26 protein-coding genes and 1 pseudogene are annotated in these 25,805 nt (G+C 61.4%); 15 read left to right on the forward strand and 12 right to left on the reverse strand.

The genetic code is table 11. The annotated features are described in order from the left end of the window. Positions 1-10 precede the first annotated feature (10 nt). Positions 11-874, reverse strand: a complete 864-nt coding sequence (locus ASC85_RS11625) for a YicC/YloC family endoribonuclease (protein WP_057449424.1) — start codon at positions 872-874, stop codon at positions 11-13. Positions 875-1,148: 274 nt separating this feature from the next. Here ASC85_RS11625 and rph point away from each other — a divergent pair, with 274 nt between their 5' ends. Beyond that, positions 1,149-1,871: a ribonuclease PH gene (rph, locus tag ASC85_RS11630; RefSeq protein WP_003177262.1), complete on the forward strand. Its 723-nt coding sequence runs from the start codon at positions 1,149-1,151 to the stop codon at positions 1,869-1,871. Positions 1,872-1,902: 31 nt separating this feature from the next. Next, positions 1,903-2,271, forward strand: coding sequence for a DUF4870 domain-containing protein (locus ASC85_RS11635; RefSeq protein WP_046064470.1), 369 nt, complete (start codon positions 1,903-1,905; stop codon positions 2,269-2,271). A 174-nt stretch (positions 2,272-2,445) separates the two neighbouring features. Here ASC85_RS11635 and ASC85_RS11640 read toward each other — a convergent pair whose 3' ends face one another. Next, the gene (locus ASC85_RS11640; RefSeq protein WP_013694557.1) at positions 2,446-3,225 is read right to left on the reverse strand and encodes an exodeoxyribonuclease III; all 780 of its coding nucleotides are present in this window, start codon (positions 3,223-3,225) and stop codon (positions 2,446-2,448) included. 83 nt (positions 3,226-3,308) lie between these two features. Between ASC85_RS11640 and pyrE the strand changes: the two genes are divergently transcribed. Then, complete coding sequence (gene pyrE, locus ASC85_RS11645) at positions 3,309-3,953, forward strand: orotate phosphoribosyltransferase (RefSeq protein ID WP_003206873.1); 645 nt, start codon at positions 3,309-3,311, stop codon at positions 3,951-3,953. Positions 3,954-4,148: 195 nt separating this feature from the next. Here pyrE and argB read toward each other — a convergent pair whose 3' ends face one another. The 4 genes and pseudogenes from argB to coaBC form a co-directional block, all read right to left on the reverse strand. Beyond that, positions 4,149-5,054 carry an acetylglutamate kinase gene (argB, locus tag ASC85_RS11650; protein WP_003206871.1) on the reverse strand — a complete coding sequence of 302 codons (906 nt, stop codon included), beginning with the start codon at positions 5,052-5,054 and terminating at the stop codon, positions 4,149-4,151. Positions 5,055-5,081: 27 nt separating this feature from the next. Further along, positions 5,082-6,485: pseudogene (locus ASC85_RS11655) on the reverse strand (phosphomannomutase/phosphoglucomutase); the annotation flags it as partial. A gap of 251 nt (positions 6,486-6,736) precedes the next feature. Continuing rightward, entirely contained in the window at positions 6,737-7,192 is a 456-nt protein-coding gene (gene dut / locus ASC85_RS11660) for a dUTP diphosphatase (protein WP_003206867.1), read from the reverse strand. Between the two features lie 5 nt (positions 7,193-7,197). Next, positions 7,198-8,406 carry a bifunctional phosphopantothenoylcysteine decarboxylase/phosphopantothenate--cysteine ligase CoaBC gene (gene coaBC / locus ASC85_RS11665; RefSeq protein WP_003206865.1) on the reverse strand — a complete coding sequence of 403 codons (1,209 nt, stop codon included), beginning with the start codon at positions 8,404-8,406 and terminating at the stop codon, positions 7,198-7,200. Positions 8,407-8,550: 144 nt separating this feature from the next. On the opposite strand from coaBC, the gene radC reads away from it, so the two are divergent. Next, positions 8,551-9,225 carry a RadC family protein gene (radC, locus tag ASC85_RS11670; protein WP_013694555.1) on the forward strand — a complete coding sequence of 225 codons (675 nt, stop codon included), beginning with the start codon at positions 8,551-8,553 and terminating at the stop codon, positions 9,223-9,225. A gap of 157 nt (positions 9,226-9,382) precedes the next feature. Here the strand turns inward: radC and ASC85_RS11675 are convergent, their stop codons facing one another. Continuing rightward, positions 9,383-10,969 carry an ABC transporter substrate-binding protein gene (locus ASC85_RS11675; protein WP_057449426.1) on the reverse strand — a complete coding sequence of 529 codons (1,587 nt, stop codon included), beginning with the start codon at positions 10,967-10,969 and terminating at the stop codon, positions 9,383-9,385. 437 nt (positions 10,970-11,406) lie between these two features. Here ASC85_RS11675 and rpmB point away from each other — a divergent pair, with 437 nt between their 5' ends. Continuing rightward, on the forward strand, positions 11,407-11,640 hold the full coding sequence (rpmB, locus tag ASC85_RS11680) for a 50S ribosomal protein L28 (protein ID WP_003177273.1): 234 nt from the start codon (positions 11,407-11,409) through the stop codon (positions 11,638-11,640). A gap of 11 nt (positions 11,641-11,651) precedes the next feature. Beyond that, complete coding sequence (rpmG, locus tag ASC85_RS11685; protein WP_003177274.1) at positions 11,652-11,807, forward strand: 50S ribosomal protein L33; 156 nt, start codon at positions 11,652-11,654, stop codon at positions 11,805-11,807. Positions 11,808-11,980: 173 nt separating this feature from the next. On the opposite strand, the gene ASC85_RS11690 is transcribed toward rpmG, so the two are convergent. Beyond that, positions 11,981-12,343, reverse strand: a complete 363-nt coding sequence (locus ASC85_RS11690) for a cupin domain-containing protein (RefSeq protein WP_057449427.1) — start codon at positions 12,341-12,343, stop codon at positions 11,981-11,983. 234 nt (positions 12,344-12,577) lie between these two features. On the opposite strand from ASC85_RS11690, the gene ASC85_RS11695 reads away from it, so the two are divergent. Both ASC85_RS11695 and ASC85_RS11700 read left to right on the forward strand, forming a co-directional pair. Then, positions 12,578-14,071 (forward strand): aldehyde dehydrogenase, encoded by a 1,494-nt coding sequence (locus tag ASC85_RS11695; protein ID WP_057449428.1) that lies wholly within the window; start codon positions 12,578-12,580, stop codon positions 14,069-14,071. Between the two features lie 189 nt (positions 14,072-14,260). Then, positions 14,261-15,403 carry an MFS transporter gene (locus ASC85_RS11700; RefSeq protein ID WP_057449429.1) on the forward strand — a complete coding sequence of 381 codons (1,143 nt, stop codon included), beginning with the start codon at positions 14,261-14,263 and terminating at the stop codon, positions 15,401-15,403. 12 nt (positions 15,404-15,415) lie between these two features. Here the strand turns inward: ASC85_RS11700 and ASC85_RS11705 are convergent, their stop codons facing one another. Both ASC85_RS11705 and ASC85_RS11710 read right to left on the reverse strand, forming a co-directional pair. Further along, complete coding sequence (locus ASC85_RS11705; RefSeq protein WP_057449430.1) at positions 15,416-16,981, reverse strand: phospholipase D family protein; 1,566 nt, start codon at positions 16,979-16,981, stop codon at positions 15,416-15,418. 61 nt (positions 16,982-17,042) lie between these two features. Then, entirely contained in the window at positions 17,043-18,476 is a 1,434-nt protein-coding gene (locus ASC85_RS11710; protein ID WP_057449431.1) for an aminotransferase-like domain-containing protein, read from the reverse strand. A gap of 179 nt (positions 18,477-18,655) precedes the next feature. Between ASC85_RS11710 and ASC85_RS11715 the strand changes: the two genes are divergently transcribed. Further along, entirely contained in the window at positions 18,656-18,901 is a 246-nt protein-coding gene (locus ASC85_RS11715) for a DUF1127 domain-containing protein (protein WP_057449432.1), read from the forward strand. A gap of 133 nt (positions 18,902-19,034) precedes the next feature. Here ASC85_RS11715 and ASC85_RS11720 read toward each other — a convergent pair whose 3' ends face one another. Then, a complete protein-coding gene (locus tag ASC85_RS11720) occupies positions 19,035-20,348 on the reverse strand; it encodes an NAD(P)/FAD-dependent oxidoreductase (protein ID WP_057449433.1) in 1,314 nt (437 codons plus the stop codon). Between the two features lie 145 nt (positions 20,349-20,493). On the opposite strand from ASC85_RS11720, the gene ASC85_RS11725 reads away from it, so the two are divergent. Next, a complete protein-coding gene (locus ASC85_RS11725; protein ID WP_003206850.1) occupies positions 20,494-20,847 on the forward strand; it encodes a YkgJ family cysteine cluster protein in 354 nt (117 codons plus the stop codon). 154 nt (positions 20,848-21,001) lie between these two features. Here the strand turns inward: ASC85_RS11725 and ASC85_RS11730 are convergent, their stop codons facing one another. Continuing rightward, positions 21,002-21,490, reverse strand: a complete 489-nt coding sequence (locus tag ASC85_RS11730) for an Lrp/AsnC ligand binding domain-containing protein (RefSeq protein ID WP_003206849.1) — start codon at positions 21,488-21,490, stop codon at positions 21,002-21,004. Positions 21,491-21,645: 155 nt separating this feature from the next. On the opposite strand from ASC85_RS11730, the gene dadA reads away from it, so the two are divergent. The 5 genes from dadA (at position 21,646) to ASC85_RS11755 (ending at position 25,719) form a co-directional block, all read left to right on the forward strand. Further along, positions 21,646-22,950 (forward strand): D-amino acid dehydrogenase, encoded by a 1,305-nt coding sequence (dadA, locus tag ASC85_RS11735; protein WP_014340848.1) that lies wholly within the window; start codon positions 21,646-21,648, stop codon positions 22,948-22,950. After that, a complete protein-coding gene (locus ASC85_RS11740) occupies positions 22,922-23,275 on the forward strand; it encodes a RidA family protein (protein ID WP_046064458.1) in 354 nt (117 codons plus the stop codon). Before dadA ends, ASC85_RS11740 begins: the two co-directional genes overlap by 29 nt. A gap of 97 nt (positions 23,276-23,372) precedes the next feature. Then, positions 23,373-24,446 (forward strand): alanine racemase, encoded by a 1,074-nt coding sequence (gene alr / locus ASC85_RS11745; protein WP_057449434.1) that lies wholly within the window; start codon positions 23,373-23,375, stop codon positions 24,444-24,446. A 128-nt stretch (positions 24,447-24,574) separates the two neighbouring features. Continuing rightward, positions 24,575-25,123 (forward strand): cupin domain-containing protein, encoded by a 549-nt coding sequence (locus tag ASC85_RS11750; protein WP_003206841.1) that lies wholly within the window; start codon positions 24,575-24,577, stop codon positions 25,121-25,123. A 182-nt stretch (positions 25,124-25,305) separates the two neighbouring features. Continuing rightward, positions 25,306-25,719 carry a c-type cytochrome gene (locus tag ASC85_RS11755; RefSeq protein WP_057449435.1) on the forward strand — a complete coding sequence of 138 codons (414 nt, stop codon included), beginning with the start codon at positions 25,306-25,308 and terminating at the stop codon, positions 25,717-25,719. The last annotated feature ends 86 nt before the right edge of the window (positions 25,720-25,805 follow it).

Raw genomic sequence — 25,805 nt, forward strand, 5'->3', positions numbered from 1 at the left:
GTCGTTAGCCTTACTCAATGTTCTGCACTTGTTCGCGCATTTGCTCGATCAACACCTTGAGGTTGACCGCCGCCTGGGTGCTGCGCGGGTCGAAGGCCTTGGAGCCCAGTGTATTGGCTTCGCGGTTGAGCTCCTGCATCAGGAAGTCGAGGCGGCGACCGGCCGCACCGCCGGACTTGAGCACCCGGCGAACTTCGATGATGTGGGTGCTCAGGCGATCCAGTTCTTCGGCCACGTCGCTCTTTTGCGCGAGCATGACCATTTCCTGTTCCAGGCGTTGCGGGTCCAGCTCGGCCTTCATGTCGGTGAAGCGGTCGAGGACTTTCTGGCGCTGGGTGGCGAGCATCTGCGGGACCAGCTCGCGCAGGGTGCTGACGTCTTCTTCGATGGAGCTCAGGCGCTCGTTGATCAGCCGGGCCAGCTCCGCGCCTTCACGCTCGCGGCCGGCCTTGAGTTCCTTGAGGCCTTCATTGAACAGTGCCATCGCCTCGGCGTTCAGCGCCTGCGGGTCGCTCGCATCGCCCACCAGCACGCCGGGCCAGGCCAGGACTTCCAATGGATTCAGGGCGGCAGGGTGCTTGATCAGGCTGGCGACGGTTTCGGCGGCGGCGACCAGTTGCGCGGCGCGCTCGCGGTCCACCTGCAAGGCTTTGCCAGTGCTTTCTTCGGTGAAACGAAGGGTGCATTCCAGCTTGCCCCGGGACAGGCCCTGGCGCAGTGCCTCGCGCACACCCCCTTCCAGGTCGCGGAAAGACTCGGGCAGGCGCAGGTGCGGCTCCAGGTAGCGGCTGTTGACCGAGCGCAGTTCCCAGCTCAGCGTGCCTTGGGCCCCGGCTTTTTCGACGCGGGCGAAGGCGGTCATGCTGTGCACCATGGCGGTTCCTCGCAATGCAGGCCGGCACGACGGTGGTCGTGGGCCTGGAATCTGTAAATTAAAAGCCCAAGGGCAGCAAAGGCGCAGGATTGTAGCGCAGTGAGGCGTATGCCCCCAACCGCGCTTGCGACAAAGCGCAGCAGCCCGTCGGGCGGGCCTTTGCGCGGCTTCGCTCGAGCCGCCTTTTCAGAGCCGCGCGACGTTTAACTGCCCTATGACGATTCACGGCTCTATAATGCTCGGCAGTTTTCCGTCCTCCGTACAGGTATTCCCTATGAAACGTCCAAGTGGTCGCGCTGCCGATCAGCTTCGCTCGATCCGCATTACCCGCAACTACACCAAACACGCCGAGGGATCTGTACTGGTCGAATTCGGTGATACCAAGGTCATCTGCACCGTCAGCGTCGAAAACGGCGTGCCACGGTTCCTCAAGGGCCAGGGCCAGGGTTGGTTGACGGCCGAATACGGCATGCTGCCGCGCGCCACCGGTGAGCGGAACCAGCGTGAGGCCAGCCGTGGCAAGCAGGGCGGCCGTACCCTGGAAATCCAACGCTTGATCGGCCGTTCGCTGCGTGCTGCTCTGGACATGTCCAAGTTGGGCGACGTGACGCTGTATGTCGATTGCGACGTGATCCAGGCCGACGGCGGCACGCGTACTGCGTCCATTACCGGGGCCATGGTCGCCTTGGTCGATGCCTTGAAAGTGATCAAGAAGCGCGGCGGCCTCAAGGGCGGCGACCCGCTCAAGCAAATGATCGCCGCTGTGTCCGTGGGCATGTACCAGGGCGAGCCGGTGCTGGACCTGGATTACCTGGAAGACTCCGCCGCCGAGACTGACCTGAACGTGGTCATGACCAGTGCCGGCGGTTTCATCGAAGTCCAGGGCACTGCCGAGGGCGCGCCGTTCCAGCCGGAAGAATTGAACGCTATGCTGGAATTGGCGAAGAAAGGCATGAACGAAATCTTCGAACTGCAAAAGGCCGCCTTGGCTGACTGATCGAATCCCGCTTCAAGACAAGGAGAGCGTCATGAGTGATGAGCAAATCCTGCTGCCCCAGCCGAGCAAAGAGGCGCGTCAATGGGCAATGTTTTGTCACCTGTCCGCCTTGTTGGGGATCTGGATTCCGTTCGGCACGCTGATCGGGCCGCTGGTGCTCTGGCAGCTCAAGCGTGAGTCCGACCCGTTCATCGATGCCCAGGGCAAGGAAGCGCTGAACTTCCAGATCACCGTGGCGATTGCCTCGGCGATCTGCCTGCTGCTGATGGTCGTGGTGATCGGCTTCTTCCTCTTCGGCCTGGTGGCCATCGGTGCGTTGGTGTTGACCATCATTGGTGGCGTGAAGGCCAATGAAGGGCAGCCGTATCGGTATCCGTTTACCTGGCGGTTGGTCAAATAACGATCAGTAAACGCCTGCCCCTTGTGGGAGCGAGCTTGCTCGCGATAGCGATTTATCATCCAGCGTTGATGTTGGTTGATCCACCGCCATCGCGAGCAAGCTCCCACAGTTGTTTTTTCAGGGCCATAAAAAAACCGACATTGCTGTCGGTTTTTTTGTAGGTACGAATGGTGCTTAGATGGTCAGCGTCCAGTCGTAATCCACGATCAGCGGCGCATGCTGCGAGAACCGTGGCTGGCGCGGCAGGCGGGCGCTGCGTACGAAGCGGCGCAGCCCAGGCGTCAGCAGCTGGTAGTCGAAGCGCCAGCCAAGGTTGAGCATCTCGGCCTGTTCGTTGTCCGGCCACCAGCTGTACTGGTCGCCTTCACGGCTGACTTCACGCAGGGCGTCGACATAACCCATGTTGCCAATGATCTCGTCCATCCAGGCCCGTTCCGGCGCCAGGAAGCCAGGAGATTGTTGGCTGTCGCGCCAGTTCTTGATATCCAGCTTCTGTTGCGCCACGTACAGCGAGCCACAATAGATGTACTCACGACGTTTGCGCCGCTGTTTATCCAGATAACGGGCGAAGTCGTCCATCAACTTGAATTTCTGATTCAAATCTTCATCGCCGTTCTGCCCCGAAGGGAGCAGTAAGGTCGCGATGCTGACCTTGTCGAAATCGGCTTGCAGGTAGCGCCCGTAGCGGTCCGCCGTCTCGAAACCGAGACCGTTGATGACAGCCTTCGGTTGCAGCCGCGAGTACAAAGCCACGCCACCCTGGGCGGGGACTTCGGCATCGCAGGCATAAAGGAAGTAACCATCCAGTTGGAAGGCTGCATCGTCCAGTTCAAAGGCGGAGGCGCGGGTGTCCTGCAGGCAGATGACGTCGGCATTCTGTGCTTGCAGCCAACTGAGCAAACCACGCTCGACTGCAGCCTGAATACCATTGACGTTCACACTGATGATCCGCATAAATGGCCCCAAAAATCACGTGCGTGTATGATACACGCCGTGTACCTATTTAGCTAAATCCGCGGTATTTGAGGCTTTTTTTCATGCAGGCGTATCAGCGCGATTTCATTCGCTTTGCCATCGATCGCGGCGTTTTGCGCTTCGGTGAGTTCACCCTCAAGTCCGGGCGCACCAGCCCGTACTTCTTCAATGCCGGCCTGTTCAACACCGGTTCCGCCCTGGCGCAACTGGGTCGTTTCTATGCGGCAGCCATCGTCGAGAGCGGTATCCCGTTCGACGTGCTGTTCGGCCCGGCCTACAAAGGCATCCCGTTGGCCGCCACCACTGCCGTCGCCCTGGCCGAACACCACGGCCGCGACTTGCCTTGGTGCTTCAACCGCAAGGAAGCCAAGGCCCATGGCGAAGGCGGCAGCCTGGTGGGTGCACCGCTGACCGGCGACGTGTTGATCATCGACGACGTCATCACTGCCGGCACTGCCATTCGCGAAGTGATGCAGATCATCGGTTCCCAGGAAGGCGCCAAGGCCGCTGGCGTGCTGATCGCCCTGAACCGCCAGGAGCGCGGCAACGGTGAGCTGTCGGCGATCCAGGAAGTGGAGCGCGACTTCGGTATTCCGGTGATCAGCATTGTGTCGCTGAACCAGGTGCTGGAGTTTTTGGCCGACGATCCGCAGCTCAAGCAGCATTTGCCGGCGGTTGAGGCTTATCGGGCGCAGTTCGGCGTCTAAGAAGCCCGCTGATTTTGATCTTGTGGCGAGGGAGCTTGCTCCCGCTGGGCTGCGCAGCGGCCCCAACATTTTTGCGGTCGCTGCGCGACCGAGCGGGAGCAAGCTCCCTCGCCACAAAAGCATCATCTGGAAAAGAGGTGTAAAAAAAGACCCCGCTCAGTCTGGCTGAGCGGGGTCTTTTTTTACCGGTATCGCTTAAGGACGCTTGCGATTGCTGATCAATGTACCCACGCCGGTGTCGGTGAAGATCTCCAGCAGGATCGCATTCGGTACCCGGCCGTCGATGATCAACGAGCTGCCGACGCCGCCTTGTACCGCTTCCAGCGCGCAACGAATCTTCGGCAGCATGCCGCCGTAGATGGTGCCATCGGCGATCAGGTCATCGACCTGCTGGGTCGACAGTCCGGTCAGGACTTTGCCCGACTTGTCCATCAGGCCGGCGATGTTGGTCAGCAGCATCAGCTTTTCAGCTTTCAGTGCCTCGGCAACCTTGCCCGCCACCAGGTCGGCGTTGATGTTGTACGACTCGCCGTTGGCGCCCACGCCGATGGGCGCGATGACCGGGATGAAGTCGCCCTTGACCAGCAGGTTCAGCAGGTCGGTGTTGATGCCGACCACTTCGCCCACATGACCGATGTCGATGATTTCCGGCTGGGTCATCTCCGGTGTCTGGCGGGTGACGGTGAGTTTCTTCGCCCGGATCAGCTCGGCGTCCTTGCCTGTCAGGCCGATGGCGCTGCCGCCATGACGGTTGATCAGGTTGACGATGTCCTTGTTGACCTGGCCGCCCAGGACCATTTCCACCACATCCATGGTCTGCGCGTCGGTCACGCGCATGCCATCGATGAAGTGGCTTTCGATCGACAGGCGCTTGAGCAGGTCGCCGATTTGCGGGCCACCACCATGTACAACCACCGGGTTGATCCCCACGGCCTTCATCAGCACGATGTCGCGGGCGAAGCCGGTCTTGAGCTCCTCGCTTTCCATCGCGTTGCCGCCGTATTTGATCACCAGGGTCTTGCCGACGTAGCGTCGGATATAAGGCAACGCTTCGGACAGGACCTTGGCGGTGTTGGCGGCGGCTTCGCGTTCGAGGGTCATTCAGGGCTCCGGTAGTGCTTCAAAAAATCAAAACGGTAGTTGGAGATCAGGTGCAACACGTTTGAGTTGGGTGTGGAACACATCCTTGATGCGCTGCAGTTCGGCCTCGTTGTCGGCCTCGAAACGCAGCACCAGCACCGGGGTGGTGTTGGATGCGCGAACCAGGCCCCAGCCGTGGGGATAGTCGACCCGCACACCATCGATGGTGGTCAGTTCGGCGCCTTCACCCCATTGAGCGTCGTGCAGTGCATCAATGATGCTGAATTTGCTCTCTTCGGTCACATGGATATTGATTTCTGGCGTAGAAATATCGTTCGGGAAGGTTGCGAACAGCTCTTCGGCGGTGGATTTCTCCTTGCTGAGGATTTCCAGCAGGCGCGCGGCGCTGTAGATGCCGTCGTCAAAACCGAACCAGCGTTCCTTGAAGAAGATGTGGCCGCTCATTTCGCCGGCCAGCAGGGCGCCGCTCTGTTTCATTTTCTTCTTGATCAACGAATGACCGGTTTTCCACATCAGTGGACGACCACCATATTCCTTGATCAGCGGCACCAGGCGACGGGTGCATTTGACGTCGAAAATGATCTCGGTATCCGGGTTGCGTGCCACCACGTCCTTGGCGAACAGCATCAGCAGGCGGTCGGGGAACACCACGCTGCCGGTATTGGTCACCACGCCCACGCGGTCGCCGTCGCCGTCGAAGGCCAGGCCCAGGTCGGCGTTGGTTTCCTTGACCTTGGCGATCAGGTCCTCGAGGTTTTCCAGCTTGCCCGGATCCGGGTGGTGGTTAGGGAAGTTGCCGTCCACGTCGCAAAACAGCGGGATGACTTCGCAGTTCAGGGCTTCGATCAGTTGCGGGGCGATCACGCCAGCCGCGCCGTTGCCGCAGTCGACCACCACTTTCAGGCGACGGGCGAGTTTCACGTCCTTGACGATCTCGTCGTTGTAGCGAGGAAGGATATCGACCTTGGTCACGCTGCCCTGGCCGCTGCTCAGGTCATTGGTCTTGAGGCGGGTGTGCAGGGCCTGGATCTGCTCGTTGGCGAGGGTGTCGCCGGCGATGACGATCTTGAAGCCGTTGTAGTTCGACGGGTTGTGGCTGCCGGTGAGCATCACCCCGGACTTGCCGGCCAACACGTTGGCGGCGTAGTACAGCGCCGGGGTCGGCACCAGGCCCACGTCGCTGACGTGGCAGCCACTGTCGGCAACGCCTTTGATCAGTTGTTCGACCAGCTCAGGGCCCGACAAGCGGCCATCACGGCCAACGCACACGTTCGGTTCGCCCTGGGCCAGGCTTTGGGTGCCAATGGCGCGGCCGATCCAGTAGGCGGTTTCGGCGGTAAGGGTTTCCGGTACCACGCCACGGATGTCGTAGGCGCGGAAGATGCTGTCAGGGAAGATCGGGGCGATTGCGGCTGGGGTGTTCATGGGCGGGGCGCTCTATCAGGAAAGTGACTGGACAGGCCGACGGTTAGCATCGGCAGGCTCAAGCTGAAGGGTATGACGGCGTTTTTGACAGAGAGTTCGTGGTGGGAAAGTGCCATGAGACAGCGTTACCCCGGCCTCGCTCGCCTAATACATTGATTCCGGGTGGGAAACCTAGCAGAAAGCCATTGCGCATTTTTTGTCCTGAAACACAAGCTTCACAAACGGGCCGGGCAGGACGCCCGGCCTGTAACCACCGGTCAATGGCTGCCGGAATGCCCGAAACCACCCGCGCCGCGCTGGCTTTCGTCGAATTCTTCGACCAGTTCGAAGTGGGCCTGGACCACCGGCACCAGCACCAGCTGCGCGATGCGTTCGCCCACGGCAATGTTGAAGGCCGTTTGGCCGCGGTTCCAGCACGACACCATCAGTTCGCCCTGGTAGTCGGAGTCGATCAGGCCCACCAGGTTGCCCAGCACGATGCCGTGCTTATGGCCCAGGCCCGAGCGCGGCAGGATCAGCGCGGCCAGGCCCGGATCGCCGATGTACACCGACAGGCCGGTAGGAATCAGCAAGGTCTGGCCCGGCTCCAGGATCGTGTCCTGCTTGAGCATCGCCCGCAGGTCGAGACCGGCGGAGCCCGGTGTGGCGTATTGCGGCAGCGGGAATTCGTTGCCGATGCGTGGGTCGAGGATCTTGGCTTGTAGGGCGTGCATGGACATTAAACCTGGTTCAGACGTTCGGCGATAAAGGTGATCAGCTGACGGGCAATCTTGCTCTTGCTGGTCTGGGCGAAAAGTGTGGCGTGCAACTGGCGGTCGATCACGCTGCAGGCGTTTTCTTCGCTGTTGAAGCCGATGCTCGGGTTGGCCACGTCGTTGGCGACGATCAAGTCGAGGTTCTTGTCCTTGAGCTTGCGTGCGGCGTAATCGAGCAGGTGTTCGGTCTCGGCGGCAAAGCCGACACTGAACGGTCGGTCGGGGCGGGTGGCGATGCTGGCCAGGATGTCCGGGTTGCGCACCATCTGCAGTAGCAGGCCGTCGCCGCTTGTAGGGTCTTTCTTCAATTTTTGCGGGGCAACGACTTCGGGGCGGTAGTCCGCCACCGCCGCCGAGGCGATGAACAGGTCGCAGGGGATGGCCGCTTCACAGGCCGCGAGCATGTCCCGGGCGCTGACCACGTCGATGCGCGTGACCCGGTCCGGGGTCGGCAAGTGCACGGGGCCGGTGATCAGCGTCACCCGGGCGCCGGCTTCCACGGCGGCTTCGGCCAGGGCGAAGCCCATTTTTCCGGAGCTGTGGTTGGTGATGTAGCGCACCGGGTCGATGTTTTCCTGGGTCGGTCCGGCGGTGATCAGCACATGCTTGCCGGTCAGGGCCTGGCGCTGGAAGCAATCGGCGGCGCACTGGGCCAGGTCGGTGGCTTCGAGCATGCGGCCCATGCCGACATCGCCGCAGGCCTGGCTCCCGGAGGCCGGGCCGAAGACTTTCAGGGCGCGGCTTTCGAGCAGTTGCAGGTTGGCCTGGGTGGCCGGGTCGCGCCACATGGCCTGGTTCATGGCCGGCGCCACGGCGACTACTGCGTCGGTGGCGAGCACCAGGGTGGTCAGCAGGTCATCGGCGATGCCTTGGGCCAAACGGGCGATCAGGTCGGCCGTGGCCGGGGCGATCAGTACCAGGTCGGCCCACTTGGCCAGTTCGATATGGCCCATGGCGGCTTCGGCCGCCGGGTCGAGCAAATCCAGGTGGACCGGGTGCCCGGACAGGGCTTGCATGGTCAGCGGGGTAATGAACTCGCTGCCACCGCGGGTCATGACGACCCGTACTTCCGCGCCCTGGTCGATAAGCCTGCGAACCAGCTCGGCGCTCTTGTAGGCGGCAATGCCGCCGCCGACGCCCAGAACGATGCGTTTCCGATACAGCCGCTGCATAGGCCTGCCTTTCGATTTCAGTGGTCAGTGCAAGGCGAACCCCTTGGCAGCAGCTGCCAGGGTGCAAATCGCCTGCAAAAAAGATGGGCTACGATATCACAGCGACCGCTACGGAACAGCGGCGCCCACAATCAGGGAGATGCCATGAGTATTCGCGATTGGCCCGCGGCCGAGCGGCCACGGGAGCGGTTATTGGCGCTAGGGGCGGGGAGTCTGTCGGACGCCGAGCTGCTGGCGATTTTTTTACGCACCGGCGTGTCGGGTAAAAGCGCGGTGGATCTGGCGCGACAACTATTGATTCAATTTGGCAGCCTGCGCGCGCTGCTTGAAGCCGATCAGATCACATTCAGTAATCATATGGGGCTCGGGCCGGCGAAGTTTGCCCAGCTGCAAGCGGCTCAGGAAATGAGCCGTCGGCATTTGGCTGAACAGGCACGGGAAAAAACCTCGCTGGAAAGCCCGTTCGCGGTGCGTGAGTACCTGAAATCGATGCTGCGTCACGAACCCCACGAGGTGTTCGGTTGCCTGTTTCTCAATTCCAAGCACCAGGTGCTGACCTTCGAGGCGCTGTTTCGCGGCTCTATCGACAGCGCCAGTGTCCATCCCCGGCAGGTCGTCAAGCGCGCCCTGGCCCACAACGCCGCCGCGTTGATCCTGTGCCACAACCACCCCTCCGGCAACACCGAGCCCAGCCAGGCCGACCGGGTGCTCACTGAGCGGCTTCAGGAGGCGCTGGAGTTGATCGATGTGCGGGTGCTCGACCATTTCATCGTTGGCGATGGGGAGCCGTTGTCGATGGCGGAGCGTGGGTGGATGTAGGCAGGGTCAGGCTTGAATAATCCCTTGTGGGAGCAAAGCTTGCTCGCGATAGCGGTTTTACAGCCAACAGAAATGTTGTATGTGACGACGTCATCGCGAGCAAGCTTTGCTCCCACAGCTCCCACAGCTCCCACAGGAGGGGCGCTTGGGGCTGGAGTTATTTGATGTTGACCTTGGAGTAATCCTGCCGTCCAAACGGGCTGACCGCATAGCCCTGCACATCCTTGCGGGTCAGGGCGAAGGCGGTCGGGTGCGCCAGGGGCAGCCACAAGGCCTGTTGCTGGATCTGGGCCTGGGCCTGTTCGTAGAGCTTGGCACGTACGCCTTGTTCGCCGGTGGTTTTGCCGGCGCTGATCAGTTTGTCCAGGTCGGGGTTGCAGTAGCGGGCGAAGTTGGTGCCGGACTTGACCGCCGCGCAGGAAAATTGTGGTGTGAGGAAGTTGTCCGGGTCGCCGTTGTCACCGGCCCAACCCATGAACAGCAAATCATGTTCGCCGGCCTTGGCGCGACGGATCAGTTCGCCCCATTCGATCACCCGGATCTCGGCCTGGATGCCGATTTGCGCCAGGTCGGACTGCAGCAGTTGTGCGCCAGCGCTGGGGTTGGGGTTCAGCAAGCTGCCGGAAGGGCGGGTCCAGATGGTGGTCTGGAAGCCTTCCTTCAAACCGGCCTTGGCCATCAGGTCGCGGGCTTTGGCCAGGTCATGGGCGTAGCCCGGCAAGTGCTTGGCATAGCTCCAGGTGTTCGGTGGATAAGGGCCGTTGGCGGCTTCGGCGGTGCCTTCGAAAACGGTCTTCAGGTAGCTGGCCTTGTCGAAGGCCAGGTTGATGGCTTGGCGCACCTCAGGCTTGTCCAGCGGCGGATGCTGGCTGTTGATCGCCACGAACGCGGTCATGAAGGCGTCGGTCTGCTCGACCTTCAGCGTGGGTTCTTGCCTGGCGGCTTGTACGTCCAGCGGCTTGGGCGACAGGGCGATCTGGCATTCGTTGCGGCGCAGTTTCTGCAGTCGTACGTTGGCGTCCGGCGTGATGGCGAAGACCAGCGGATCCACTTTGGGCTTGCCGCCGAAGTAGGCGTCGTTGGCCTTGTAGCGAATCGAGGCGTCCTTCTGGAACCGGCTGAAAATGAACGGGCCGGTGCCGACCGGTTGGCTGTTGAGTTTTTCCGGCGTGCCGGCCTGCATCAGCTGATCGGCGTATTCGGCCGAATAAATGGAGGCAAAGCCCATGCTCAACGTCGCCAGGAAGGTCGAGTCGGCGTGATCGAGGGTGAAGCGTACGGTCAGCGGGTCCAGCGCGTCGATTTTCTTGATCAGCGCCGGCAATTGCATGGACTGGGCGTGGGGGAAGCCGCTTTGCGCCACCTTGTGCCAGGGGTTCGCCGGGTCGAGCATGCGCTCGAAGCTGAATTTCACGTCCTCGGCGGTCAGGTCGCGGCGCGGCGTGAAGTAATCGGTGTGGTGGAACTTGACCTGTGGCCGCAGCTTGAACACGTAGGTCAGGCCATCGGTGGAGACTTCCCAGTGCTCGGCCAGGCTGGGGACCACTTTGCCGCTGGCGGTGTCGAAGTCCACCAGGCGGTTCATCAGCACGTCGGCGGAGGCGTTGGTGGTCGTCAGGGAGTTGTACTGGACGACATCGAACCCTTCCGGGCTGGCTTCGGTACAGACGCTCAGGGCGGCGGCAAAGGCCTGCGGGGTGATCAGCAGAGGGGCGAGCAACAATGGTAGGGCAGCGAGGCGCATGGTCGGTTTCCTGTGCAAGTCGAAGGCCCATCTGCGAGTGCAGTCTGGAAAAGGCCTACCCTAGTGGGCTCGCCGCTAAATGACTATCCCCTTTTTGCATTTTCCGGCACTCTGCGCCGATGCGTTGATGGACTAAAAATCGCCGCCGGTGAAAAAAACCTGCATGCAGCGACGAGCGGTAAGGGGCTGTGCCAGCCTCTGCCCCCGCCGCCCGGGGCGGTTGGTCGATGATTCGCCACGAAGACAAATCACATCGGCTGTTGTTGCGCTGTGGTCTTTCTGGTATAAAGCAGCGCTCTTTTCTAGGGGCCCGGTTCCTTCACTGTAGGTGTAGCCGGTAAGACCCTTAAAGAAACGCGGCGCCTGGCGCCAAATGACTGAGAGATTAAGCGGCCAACCCATGCCGGGTTGGGCATGTGGTTTTAGAGGGCTGAGGCATGTCGAGAGTCTGTCAAGTTACCGGTAAGGGTCCGGTGACTGGGAATAACATTTCCCACGCAAACAACAAAACCCGTCGTCGTTTCCTGCCGAACCTGCAGCATCACCGCTTCTGGGTTGAAGAAGAGAAACGTTTTGTGCGTCTGCGCGTATCTGCCAAGGGCATGCGTATCATCGACAAGCGTGGCATCAGTGTCGTGCTGGCCGAACTTCGTCGCGATGGCAAGGTTTAAGGGAGCTAATCATGCGTGAATTGATTCGTTTGATCTCGAGCGCCGGTACTGGTCACTTCTACACTACCGACAAGAACAAGCGTACTACCCCGGACAAAATCGAGATCAAGAAATATGATCCGGTTGTTCGCAAGCACGTGATCTACAAGGAAGGCAAAATCAAGTAATTGATTTTTCCCTTCTTACGAAAAAGGCCCGTATCGCGAGATACGGGCCTTTTTTGTTGGCTGTCAGGACCTCATCGCGAGCAAGCTCGCTCCCACACTGGACTGTATGACGCCTGAGATCCCTGTGGGAGCGAGCCTGCTCGCGATGAGGCCAGATCCAGCGACACAAATCTTCAGGCCTTCTGTTCGAACACCACATAGATCTTGCGGCACAGCTCCAACACTTCCCAAGTCCCCTTGAACCCCGCTGGAATCACGAAACGGTCGCCGGCTCGCAAAGTCTTGGCATTGCCATCGTCGTCCCGAAGCACGGAAACGCCCTGGACGATCTCGCAATATTCATGCTCGGTGTAATTGACCGTCCACTGGCCGACGGCGCCTTCCCATACGCCCGCGTTCATTTGCCCGCAGGGGCTGCTGTAGTGGTTGAACACGGTTTGCTCGGGATCGCCCTTGAACACCTTGGCCGGGTCCGGGCGATAACGTTCGGCGGTGGTATTGGCCTGGCTGAAGTCAACGATGTCCTGAATGCTCATGCGGGTGATCCCCAGTGATCGCTTGGAAGGCCTCGAGTCTATGTTTATTAAAACGAACATCGCAAGGTCGTTTGCCAGCGTTGTGTCAAATATATTGAAACATGACCAGCCGCTGGTTTAGGGTGGCGGGTGCCCTATGCCGAAAATAACGCCGAAACCAGGCTGGTTGGGCGGAATTCTTTTGAGCGCTGCGCACCGCGCGGCGTTCGTACTCAATAAGAGGAGGACACACGCATGACCACCCTGACTCGTGCCGACTGGGAACAACGCGCCCGCGACCTGAAGATCGAAGGCCGCGCCTTCATCAACGGCGAATACACCGATGCGGTGTCCGGCGAAACCTTCGATTGCCTCAGCCCGGTCGATGGCCGCCTGCTGGGCAAGATCGCCAGCTGTGACGTCGCCGACGCCCAGCGTGCGGTCGAAAACGCCCGCGCCACATTCAGTTCCGGCGTCTGGTCGCGCCTGGCACCCAGCAAGCGCAAAGCCACCATGATTCGTTTTGCCGGCCTGCTCAAGCAGCATGCCGAAGAACTGGCCCTGCTCGAAACCCTGGACATGGGCAAGCCGATCAGTGATTCCCTGAACATCGACGTTCCCGGCGCGGCCCAAGCCTTGAGCTGGAGCGGCGAAGCCATCGACAAGCTCTACGACGAAGTGGCGGCCACGCCGCACGACCAGTTGGGCCTGGTAACTCGTGAGCCGGTGGGTGTCGTGGGCGCTATCGTGCCCTGGAACTTCCCGTTGATGATGGCCTGCTGGAAACTCGGCCCGGCGCTGTCCACCGGTAACTCGGTGGTGCTCAAACCGTCGGAAAAGTCCCCGTTGACCGCCATCCGCATCGCCGCACTGGCGATCGAGGCCGGCATTCCGAAAGGCGTGCTGAACGTGCTGCCAGGTTATGGCCATACCGTCGGGAAGGCCCTGGCCCTGCATATGGACGTCGATACGCTGGTGTTCACCGGCTCTACCAAGATCGCCAAGCAACTGATGATCTACTCCGGCGAATCCAACATGAAGCGTATCTGGCTGGAAGCCGGCGGCAAGAGCCCGAACATCGTGTTCGCCGATGCCCCGGACCTGCAAGCCGCCGCCGAATCCGCCGCCAGCGCCATCGCCTTCAACCAGGGCGAAGTCTGCACCGCCGGCTCGCGGCTGTTGGTGGAGCGTTCCATCAAGGACACGTTCCTGCCACTGGTGATCGAAGCCCTCAAGGGCTGGAAGCCTGGCAACCCGCTGGACCCGGCCACCAATGTTGGCGCCCTGGTCGATACCCAGCAGATGAACACCGTGCTGTCCTACATCGAGGCCGGGCACAGCGACGGCGCCAAACTGGTGGCTGGCGGCAAGCGCATCCTCGAGGAAACCGGCGGTACGTACGTCGAACCGACGATTTTCGATGGCGTGAGCAACGCCATGAAAATCGCCCAGGAAGAGATTTTCGGTCCGGTGTTGTCGGTGATTGCCTTCGACACCGCCGAGCAGGCCATCGAGATCGCCAACGACACGCCGTACGGCCTGGCCGCAGCGGTATGGACCAAGGACATCTCCAAGGCCCACCTGACCGCCAAGGCCCTGCGTGCCGGCAGCGTCTGGGTCAACCAGTACGACGGCGGCGATATGACCGCGCCGTTTGGTGGTTTCAAGCAATCGGGCAACGGTCGCGACAAGTCGCTGCATGCGTTCGACAAATACACTGAGCTGAAGTCGACCTGGATCAAGCTCTGACAATGGGGGCCCCGGATCCTGCCCGGGGTCTCATGCAGCGCTGATCTCCCCTGTGGGAGCGAGCCTGCTCGCGATAGCGGCATGACAGTCGACGACTTTGTTGAATGTTGCTCCGTCATCGCGAGCAGGCTCGCTCCCACATTTGTTTTGCGTAGGGCTTGAAACATCACTGTCCACAGGAGCGTGGAAATGCGTTGGGCGACCTATTTCGCCGTATTGGCGTCTGTCCTGAGTGTCGGCCTGGCCTTGGGCGTGAGCATGCCGCTGGTGTCGCTGCGCCTGGAGGGCTGGGGCTATGGCTCGTTCGCCATTGGCGTGATGGCCGCCATGCCGGCCGTGGGGGTGCTGCTCGGGGCCAAGATGTCCAGCCGGCTGGCGGCGCGGTTTGGCACGGCGACGTTGATGCGCCTGTGCCTGTGGGGTGGCGCGGTGTCCATCGGGTTGCTGGCGCTGTTGCCCAGCTATCCGGTCTGGTTGCTGCTGCGCCTGGTGATTGGCGTGGTCCTGACCCTGGTGTTCATTCTCGGTGAAAGCTGGATCAATCAACTGGTCATCGAGAAGTGGCGTGGGCGCCTGGTGGCGCTGTACGGCAGCAGCTACGCCCTGAGCCAGTTGTCCGGCCCGTTGCTGCTGGGCGCGCTGGGGACCGATCATGACTACGGGTTCTGGGTGGGCGTCGCTCTGCTGCTGATCGCACCCTTGCTGTTGCTGGGCCGTAGCGGTGCGCCGAGCAGCGAGGCTGGCAGCGTTACGTTTGGCGACTTGTGGACGTTTTGCCGAGGCTTGCCGGCGATTGCCTGGGCGGTCTCGTTGTTCGCCGCGTTCGAGGCCATGGTCCTCACGTTGCTGCCGGTGTATTGCCTGCGCCAGGGCTTCACCGCCGACATAGCGCTGGCGATGGTCAGCACCGTGGTGGTCGGTGATGCCCTGTTGCAGTTGCCCATCGGCGCCCTGGCTGATCGCGTGTCTCGCCGGGCGCTGTTGACGGGCTGTGCGGTGGCGCTGACGTTGTCGAGCCTGGCGGTTCCGCTGTTGATCGATACTTTGTTGATCTGGCCGCTGTGGGTGCTGTTCGGCGCCAGTGCTGGCGGTTTGTTCACCTTGTCGCTGATCCTGATCGGCGAGCGTTACCGCGACGATGCGCTGGTGCGGGCCAACGCCCACGTCGCGCAACTGTGGGGCCTTGGTTGCCTGATCGGCCCACTGGCAGCGGGAGCGGGTAGCCAGTGGATCAGCGGGCATGCGCTGCCTTTGTTCATGGCGGCAGGGGCATTTGGCCTGGTGATCCTGCTGTTGCGCCAAGGAGCATTCGGGACCACCCAAACCGCTTGAACACCCGCAGGACTACAACATCCGCTCCAACCCGATCGTCGTGCTGAACCAGGCATTGAACCGGCGCCACCAGCTGCCCGGTTCGCGGTCCAGGTCGTGCTTCTGGCCGTTGTCTTCGGTGGTCCATACAAGCGTTCCATCCTTCAGCCTGGCCTGATAACTCAGGGCTGGCGCCATGCCCTGCAAGGCCAGATCACGGACCTGGCCGGCGAGTTCAGGGCTGTCCACCAGCACGCCGACTTCGGTGTTCCACAGGACCGAGCGCGGGTCGAAATTGAACGAGCCGATGAATGATTTCTGCAGGTCGAAGATGATCGCCTTGCTGTGCAGGCTGGAGTCCGACTCGCCGTAGGATTTGCTGTAGAACAGGTGAGGGCTGCCGCCGCTGTCACCCGGTTGTCGTCGCAGCTCGAACAGACGTACGCCGTGTTGCAGCAAGGCCTTGCGGTACGGCGCATAGCCGCCATGCACCGCGGGCACGTCGGTGGCTTCCAGGGAGTTGGTCAGCAGGCTCACAGATACACCGGCATCGGCACGACTGGTCAGGTACACCAAGCCTGGCTGACCGGGAACGAAGTAGGCGGAAATCATGATCAGCTCTTTGCTGACACCCGTCAGCTCGGGGGCCAATTGCGTGGTCAGCAATAGCTGCGGGTCCGGCTCGTCCTTGGCCAGCACTTTGCTGGGGGCGTCCCACAGCGCCTGGTTCCAGGCCCAGATCAACTGGTCGCGCCAAGTGTCCAGGCGCGGTTGGGTCTTGTAGGCGGTCAACTGCTGGTAGAGCGCGTGATTCTCTTTTTGGGTCTGCTCCAGGGACTCTTGCAGGCGCAGGCGACTGTTGGCCAGGTCCTTGGGCGTGGGGCGATGGGGCAGGAATTGTTCGATGGGTTTGCTCAGGGCGCTGTTCCAGTACTGGTCGAAGCTGTGCCCCAATTGTTCGGCCACCGGGCCGACACCGAGCAGGTCGATGTCGGTGAAGTTCAGGTTGGGTTCGGCGTCGAAATATTCGTCGCCCAGGTTGCGGCCGCCGACGATGGCCATGCTGTTGTCCGCCAGCCACAACTTGTTGTGCATTCGGCGGTGTTGCCGTGACAGGTTGAGCAGGCGCCCGAGGCTACGGGTCACGCCAGTGGCGCGTCCCAAGTGCAGCGGGTTGAACAGGCGGATCTGGATCTGTGGATGAGCGGCGAGGGTCGCGATGATCTGATCGAGGCCATCGCTGGTGGTGTCGTCCAGCAGGATGCGCACGCGCACGCCCCGGTCGGCGGCCTTGAGCAATTCATCCACCAGCATCCGCGTGCTGATGCCGTCGTGGACGATGTAGTACTGCAAGTCCAGGCTGCCTTGGGCGTGGCGAATCAGCTCGGCCCGGGCGATGAACGCGTCGGTGCTGTCCGACAGCAGCCGAAAGCCCGAGCGCCCTTCATGGGTAGCAGCCTGGGCCTGGACCGAGCGGCCGAACGAGGATTCGGCGGCCGGTAAGGCCTGGGAGGGCTCGCGGGTGACATCAAGACTGGCGCAGCCGCTCAGCAGCGAGGCGACTAGCAGCAGCGCAGTCAGGATCGGTCTGGATCTCACGTAGGATCGTTCCGCTTGTTCACGTTGATCGGCTGTTGGGTGCTGCTTCCCTGGGTAAAGTTCAGACGACGTCGCGCTGGGTTTCGTTCAACAACGCGATAGCGGCGGTTCCGACCTTGCGTACGGCCTCTTCGATCTGGGCCGTTGGCTTGGCAGCGTAGTTCATCCGCAGGCAGTTGCGGTATTTGCCCGATGCCGAAAAGATGCTGCCGACGGCGACCTGCACGCCTTGGTCGAGCAGGACCCGATTGAGCTTCAGCGTGTCGAAACCGTCGGGCAATTCGACCCACAGCATGAAGCTGCCCCGCGGACGACTGGCCCGGGTGCCCGGTGGAAAATAGCGGCTGACCCAATCGATCATCACGTCGCGATTGCGCTGGTATTGCGTACGCATCCGGCGCAAATGGGGTTCGAAATGCCCGCCCTTGAGAAATTCGGCGATGGCGATCTGCGGTTGTGGCGCGGTGGAGCCGGTGCTGATGTATTTCATGTGCAGCGCCCGCTCCAGGTACCGGCCTGGCGCGACCCAGCCAATACGTAGCCCTGGCGCTAGGGTCTTGGAAAAAGAACTGCAGAGCAGGACGCGGCCGTCTTCATCGAAGGACTTGATGGTGCGCGGGCGAGGGTAGGTGTAGGCCAACTCGCCATACACATCATCTTCGATGATCGCCACGTCGAAGCGCTGTGCCAGGGTCAGCAGTGCGCGTTTATTGGCGTCGGGCATGATGTAGCCCAGCGGGTTGTTGCAGCTGGGGGTCAACTGTATGGCCTTGATCGGCCATTGCTCCAGCGCCAGTTCCAGGGCATCCAGGCTGATGCCGGTGAGCGGGTCGGTGGGGATTTCCAAAGCCTTCATGCCCAGGCCCTTGAGGGTTTGCATGGCCCCGTGAAAACTGGGTGAGTCCACCGCGACGATATCGCCTTGTTCGCAGGTAGCGCGAATGCTGACCGACAGGGCCTCATGGCAGCCAGTGGTGACGATCAAATCGTTGGGGCCCAGCTGGCAGCCGGAGTCCAGCGACAGTCGGGCGATCTGCTCACGTAGCGCGAGGTTGCCGTAGATGTTGTCGTAATACAGGCCGGGCATGTCTTGTCGGCGGCTGATCTGCGCCAGGCTGCGCAGCAGCGGTTTCATGGTCGGCGAATGGATATCCGGCATGCCGCGTCCCAGTTGCACCACGTCCAGGCGCGGTACGGCGCGGATCAGTTCCAGCACCTGGTCCCACTGGGAAATATCCACTGGACGCTGGGCCGGACGGCCTACCACCGGCAGGTCCGGCAGTTCGCGGCCCACGGGGACGAAATAGCCGGACTTGGGTCTCGGCATCGCCAGCCCACTGTCTTCCAGCACGCGATAGGCCTGCTGCACCGTACTCAAGCTGACCCCATGTTCGGTGCTCAATGCCCGCACTGATGGCAGCCGGTCGCCGGGGCGGTAGAAGCCCTGTTCGATGCGGGTACCGAGCAATTCGGCGAGGTTCACGTAGAGGGTCATGGTGCGCTCCCGATGAGATGGACCACTGCAACCGATACAGTTGGGGTGGAAAATGACAATTCAGTGCTGGAAATAGCGAATCTGTATGCTTATAAAAAAAATGAGTTGAATCTGTATTGCTTTTGACCACCCGCGCATCATGAAACCTCTGGCTACCCAAGTAAACAGGAGCGATCAAAATGAACGGCTTGAGCGATGTGCGGCTGACGTTACACAGTCAGGAACTGGCGGCAGGGCAGGAGAAGGGGCTGCGTAGCGCGATGTTGCGCAATCCGCCGTCCGGCCTGAGCCGTTGGGCCCTGTTCTGGCATCGTCTGCATACACGCCAAGCCTTGCTGGAACTTACACCCGAACAGTTGCGTGACATCGGGCTGACTCGGGAGCAGGCGCGGGAGGAGGGGCTCAAGCCGTTCTGGCGGCTTTGAAGCGGTGTGGGTCCTGAGATTGCTATCGCGGGCAAGCCTTGCTCCCACAGATTTGCTTGCTTCCACAGATTTGAAATTGACCTGTGGGAGCAAGGCTTGCCCGCGATAGCGTCATCCGTAGTGCTGAAGTTCTTTAGACCAACTCTTTCAACCGATGCCACAACATCCCCAGCGCCAACAGCGGCGAGCGCAGGTGCTTGCCGCCAGGGAAAGTCATGTGCGGGACCTGGGCGAACAGATCGAAGCCGCTGCTGTGCTGCCCGCTGATGGCTTCGGCCAACAATTTGCCGGCCAGGTGCGTGGCATTCAGCCCATGGCCGGAATAGGCCTGGGCGTAATACACATTGGGTTGGTCCTTGAGCCGGCCGATCTGCGGCAAACGGTTGGCGCCGATGCCAATCATCCCGCCCCATTGATAATCGATTTTCACGTCCGCCAATTGCGGGAAGACCTTGAGCATCTTCGGCCGCATGTACGCGCCGATGTCCTGTGGGTCGCGGCCGGAATAGTGACAGGCCCCACCAAACAGCAAGCGTCGATCCGCTGAAAGCCGGTAGTAATCCAGCGCCACACGTTGATCGCAGACCGCCATGTTCTGTGGCAACAACGCCTGTGCCTGGGCCTGGCTCAAGGGTTCGGTGGCGATGATGTAGCTGCCGGCCGGCAGCACTTTGCCGCCCAGTTGCGGATTGAGTCCATTGAGGTAAGCGTTGCAGCCCAGTACCAGCGTCTTGGCGCGGACCGAGCCCAGTTGGGTGTGCACCTTCACTTCAGGACCGTACTCGATACGTGTGACCGCCGATTGCTCGAACAGCCTGACCCCCAGTTGCTGCGCGACGGCGGCTTCGCCCAGGGCCAGGTTCAGCGGATGCAGATGCCCCGAGCCCATGTCGATCAACCCACCGACATAACGATCCGAACCCACGACGCTGTGCATTTCGCTGGCTTGCAGCAGTCGGGTCGCGTGGCGATAACCCAGGCTGCGCAGTTCTTCGGCGTCTTCGGCGAAGCCTTCCAGGTCGCTGGGCTTGTTGGCGAGGTCGCAGTAACCCCAGGTGAGGTCGCACGGGATCTGGAAGCGCTCGACGCGCTGTCGGACGATTTCCACGGCCTCAAGGCCCATGAGCTTCATCTGGCGCACGCCGTCGGCGCCGATGATCGGCGCAAACTGATCGAGGCCATGGCCGACGCCACGAATCAATTGGCCGCCGTTGCGCCCGCTGGCGCCCCAGCCGATCCGGTGCGCTTCCAGCAGCACCACGCTCATGCCGCGCTCGGCCAGTTCGATTGCCGTGTTCAACCCGGAAAACCCGCCGCCGACGACGCAGACATCCGCCCGCAATTCACCCTGCAGCAGCGGATGGTCCGGTTGCGGCAGGCTGCTGGCGGCGTAATAAGAGGCGGCGTGCGCGTGGCTCGGGACAGGTTGCTGAACACGGGCGTTCATGTGCGTAATCCTGATTTTTGTGTTTGAGAAATTTTACGGAGCATAAGCTGGCGATTCCTTACTGGGCAACACCGGTCGGCTGGCGCTGTCTGGTGCGCGGCTTTTAAGGCAGAATCCTGGACCGTCTCCTTCGGTAACCGCCTCGATGAGCTGCAACAGTCAAAAAATCCGCACGCTACGCCAGCAGATTCCCTCGTTCGAGTGCGTACCGGGCTGCCATGACTGCTGTGGTCCGGTAACCACCTCGCCGGAGGAAATGGCCCGCTTGCCCCGCAAGACCCGCGCCGAACAGGACGCGGCCATGGAAGCGCTCGACTGCGTGCACCTGGGGCCCAACGGTTGCACCGTCTACGACGAGCGCCCGCTGATCTGCCGGCTGTTCGGCACCACGGCGACCTTGCCGTGTCCCAATGGCCGGCGACCGGTGGAACTGATTCATCCGCGGGTCGAGAAGCAGATTCATGAATACATGGCCAGCACTCGGCAGGTGTTGGTCTAGCGGTCTGAAATACCGAGTCGCAGCTTTCGCGAGCAGGCTCGCTCCCACAATGGATCTCCGTTGCCCACAAGAAGGTATTCACCACCGCACGATGTGGGAGCGAGCCTGCTCGCGAAAGCGGCCGTCCAGACGACCCCTGCCTTGGAAACCGTCATCAATCCGGAATCGGCAGGTTCAAGCTCTCCTTCACTTCTTCCATCACGATATAGCTCTTGGATTCGCGCACATGGGGCAGCTTGAGCAGGATGTCCCCCAGCAGCTTGCGGTACGAAGCCATCTCGGAAATCCGTGCCTTCACCAGATAGTCGAAGTCCCCTGACACCAGGTGACATTCCAGCACGTGAGGCAGTTTCAGCACGGCGCGTCGGAACTCCTCGAACGTGTCGCCGGATTTGTAGTCGAGGCTGATCTCGACAAACACCAGCAGGCTCCCCTTCAAGTGCTGCGGATTGAGCCGGGCGTTGTAGCCCATGATGATGCCCTCGCGCTCCAGGCGCCGTACCCGCTCGGTGCAGGGCGTGGTGGAGAGGCCGACCTTTTCCCCCAGCTCAGTGAAGGAGATGCGCCCGTCCGCCTGGAGAATGCGCAGGATATTGCGGTCGATCTTGTCCAGCTCACGTTTGGTCTGGGTGTTGGTACGCACAGGTGATGCGCCTCCGTGAAAAGGGTTTTTGCCGAGAATTCTCGCCAAATATAGGCGTTTATATAGTGAAAAGCACTGGCTAATCTTTCTTACACTGCGACCATCAAAGCTATGTACAACAAACGTCAGCGGTTATCCGCGATGAGGGCATCAACATGCGCGTTCTGGTCTTGGGTAGCGGCGTCATCGGCACCGTCAGTGCTTATTATCTGGCCCGTGCCGGGTTTGAAGTGGTGGTGGTCGACCGTCAGCCGGCGCCTGCCATGGAAACCAGTTTCGCCAACGCCGGCCAGGTGTCGCCGGGTTACGCCTCGCCGTGGGCCGCACCGGGCGTACCGCTCAAGGCCATCAAGTGGCTGCTGCAGCGCCACGCGCCGCTGGCGATCAAGGCCACTGCCGACATCGACCAATACCTGTGGATGGCACAGATGCTGCGCAACTGCACCGCCAGCCGCTACGCCATCAACAAGGAGCGCATGGTGCGCCTGTCCGAGTACAGCCGTGACTGCCTCGACGAGCTGCGCGCCGAAACCGGCATTGCCTACGAGGGTCGTAGCCTGGGGACCACCCAGCTGTTCCGCACCCAGGCCCAGCTCGATGGCGCGGCAAAAGACATCGCCGTCCTGAAAGAGTCGGGTGTGCCGTTCGAAGTACTCGACCGCGCGGGCATTGCCCGGGTTGAACCGGCCCTGGCGAATGTCACCGACATCCTGGCCGGCGCCTTGCGCCTGCCGAACGACCAGACCGGCGACTGCCAGATGTTTACCACGCGCCTGGCGGAAATGGCCGAGAAGCTCGGTGTGCAATTCCGCTTCGGCCAGGATATCCAGCGCCTGGACTTCGCCGGTGACCGCATCAACGGTGTCTGGATCGACGGCAAGCTGGAAACCGCCGACCGCTACGTCCTCGCCCTGGGCAGCTATTCGCCGCAACTGCTCAAGCCTCTCGGGATCCGTGCACCGGTGTATCCACTCAAGGGCTACTCCCTGACCGTGCCGATCACCAACCCGGCGATGGCGCCGACTTCGACCATTCTCGACGAAACCTACAAGGTCGCGATCACCCGCTTCGACAACCGTATTCGGGTGGGCGGCATGGCGGAAATCGCCGGTTTTGACCTGTCCCTCAACCCGCGTCGGCGCGAAACCCTGGAGATGATCGTCAACGACCTTTATCCTCAGGGCGGCGACTTGGCCCAGGCCAGTTTCTGGACCGGCTTGCGCCCGACTACCCCGGATGGCACGCCAATCGTGGGGGCTACGCCCTTCAAGAATCTGTTCCTGAACACCGGCCATGGCACCCTCGGATGGACCATGGCCTGCGGTTCCGGTCGCCTGTTGGCCGATCTGATGGCGAAGAAAAAGCCGCAGATCAGCGCCGAAGGCCTCGATATTTCCCGTTATGGCAGCAAACACCAGGAGTCTGCAAAACATGTCAATCCAGCGCCAGCTCACCAATGACCGCATGAGCCAGGTTGTCGTGCACAACGGCACCGTTTACCTGGCCGGACAGGTCGGCGACGACATGAACGCCGGTATTGAACAGCAGACCCGCGAAACCCTGGCCAATATCGAGCGCTTGCTGGACCTGGCCGGAACCGACAAGAATCGTTTGCTATCGGTGACGATCTACTTGAAGGACATCGAGGCGCACTTCGAAGGCATGAACGCCGTCTGGGACAAATGGTTGCCCAAGGGTGTCGCCCCGGCCCGTGCCACGGTGGAAGCCAAGTTGTGCGAGCCGGAGATCCTGGTGGAGCTGTCCGTCGTGGCCGCGTTGCCTTAAATACCGGCCCAAACGATCCCTCTCCCGGTGCTGTTGGTGGCTCATGCTGTCAGCCAGCACCGGTTTTTTATTCATGACCGCCTAGAAGCCTGCCGCCATGCGTCCTGCCCGTGCCCTGATCGATCTCCAAGCCCTGCGTCACAACTACCAATTGGCCCGCGAAGTCACGGGGGCCAAGGCCCTTGCGGTGATCAAGGCCGACGCCTATGGGCACGGCGCGGTGCGTTGCGCCGAGGCGCTGCAGGACACGGCGGACGGGTTCGCCGTGGCCTGCATCGAAGAAGCCCTGGAGCTGCGGGCCGGTGGCATCCGAGGGCCGATCCTGCTGCTCGAGGGTTTTTTCGAGGCCAGTGAGCTGCCGTTGATCGTCGAGCACGATTTCTGGTGCGTGGTGCATTCGTTGTGGCAGCTCGAAGCGATTGAAAAAGCCGCACTGAGCCAGCCAATCACGGTATGGCTCAAGCTCGATTCCGGCATGCACCGGGTCGGCCTGCATCCGGCGGATTACCAGGCGGCCTACCGTCGCCTGCTCGCCAGCGGCAAGGTGGCGAAGATTGTCTTGATGAGCCACTTCGCCCGTGCCGATGAACTGCACGATCCCAGCAGCACCGAGCAACTGGCGGTATTCGACAAGGCCCGCCAGGGCCTGGTAGCGCAGATCAGCCTGCGCAACTCACCGGCAGTATTGGGCTGGCCGCAGATACCCAGCGATTGGGTGCGCCCGGGCATCATGCTCTACGGGGCCACGCCCTTTGACGAGCCCAACGCCGTCGCCTCGCGCCTGCAACCGGTGATGACCCTGGAGTCGAAGATCATCTGCGTGCGCGAATTGCCCGCTGGCGAACCGGTGGGCTACGGTGCCCGTTTTGTGACCACGCAACCGACCCGGGTCGGCGTGGTCGCCATGGGGTATGCCGACGGCTACCCACGCCAGGCGCCCACCGGTACGCCGGTGCTGGTGGATGGGCAGCGCAGCCAGCTGGTCGGACGGGTGTCGATGGACATGCTGTGTGTCGACTTGACCGATATCCCCCAGGCCGGGCTCGGCTCGACCGTGGAGTTGTGGGGCAAGAACATCCTTGCCAGCGACGTTGCCAAGGCCGCCGATACCATCCCCTATCAGATTTTCTGCAACCTGCGGCGGGTGCCACGGCTCTATTCCGGGCATTGACGCACGGCGTCAGCTACCGAAAGTCGCTTCACCGAACAGGATTCGGGTCAAAGTGTTGTAAATACTGAACGCTGTCGCCATGATAACGCTCACTTTCCTCACAACCTGATTCCCTGGAGGCTCCAGCATTGGACGTCGGTGAACGACTGCAATCCATTCGTAAACTCAAAGGCCTTTCCCAGCGTGAGCTCGCCAAGCGCGCGGGCGTCACCAACAGCACTATTTCAATGATCGAGAAGAACAGCGTCAGCCCCTCGATCAGCTCGCTGCGTAAGGTCCTTGGCGGGATTCCCATGTCCATGGTCGAGTTTTTCTCCGAAGAAATCCTTCAGGAGAAACCGACTCAGATCGTCTATAAAGCCAACGAACTGATCGACATCTCCGACGGCGCCGTGACCATGAAGCTGGTGGGCAGGGCACACCCGAGCCGGGCGATTGCCTTCCTCAACGAAATCTATCCGCCTGGCGCCGACACCGGTGAAGAGATGCTCACCCATGAGGGCGAGGAAACCGGGATCCTGGTGGAAGGGCGGCTGGAGCTGGTGGTCGGTGTCGAAACCTTCGTGCTCGAAGCGGGCGACAGCTACTATTTCGAAAGCACCAAGCCCCACCGTTTCCGTAATCCGTTCGACGTGCCGGCGCGACTGATCAGCGCAGCCACACCGGCCAATTTCTAGAAAAAGCGGCGCCGGCCCGTACGGTAAAGGCGCCCAGGGAAGGAACCGTCATTGCAAACAAGACCCTTGCGACTTTGGGGTTGTTTCAGTGTGACGGGCTTACCGCTATACTTGCGCCCGCCTGCAAACCGTGGCCGCAGGCGTGACTAGCCACCATTGAGGGTGTACGCGTGAACCTAATTATGAAAATGCTGGCTGCACCAGCAACCGTATTGGCCCTATGGGCAGTCAGTGCCCAAGCGGCGACCACCGACGAAATCGCCAAGCGCCTCGAACCCGTCGGCCAGGTCTGCGTCCAGGGGAAAGAATGCAAAGGCATGGAAGTTGCCACTGCCGCTGGCGGCGCGGGTGGTGCCAAGAAGCCGGCTGAAGTGATTGCAAAGCATTGCAACGCTTGCCATGGCACCGGCCTGCTGGGCGCACCGAAAATCGGTGACAAGGCTGCCTGGAAAGAGCGCGCCGATCACCAGGGCGGTCTCGACGGCATCCTGGCCAAGGCCATTACCGGCATCAACGCCATGCCGCCTAAAGGCACCTGCGCCGATTGCTCGGATGACGACCTCAAGGGCGCCATCAAAGAGATGTCCGGCCTGTAATACGCCGATATCTTGCGCAAAAAAGCCGCTTACGAGCGGCTTTTTTGTGCCTGGGGTTTTTCCAGGGCTGTTCATCGCAACCAAGA

The sequence above is a fragment of the Pseudomonas sp. Root401 genome (genome assembly GCF_001425105.1).
Lineage (GTDB): Bacteria > Pseudomonadota > Gammaproteobacteria > Pseudomonadales > Pseudomonadaceae > Aquipseudomonas > Aquipseudomonas brassicacearum.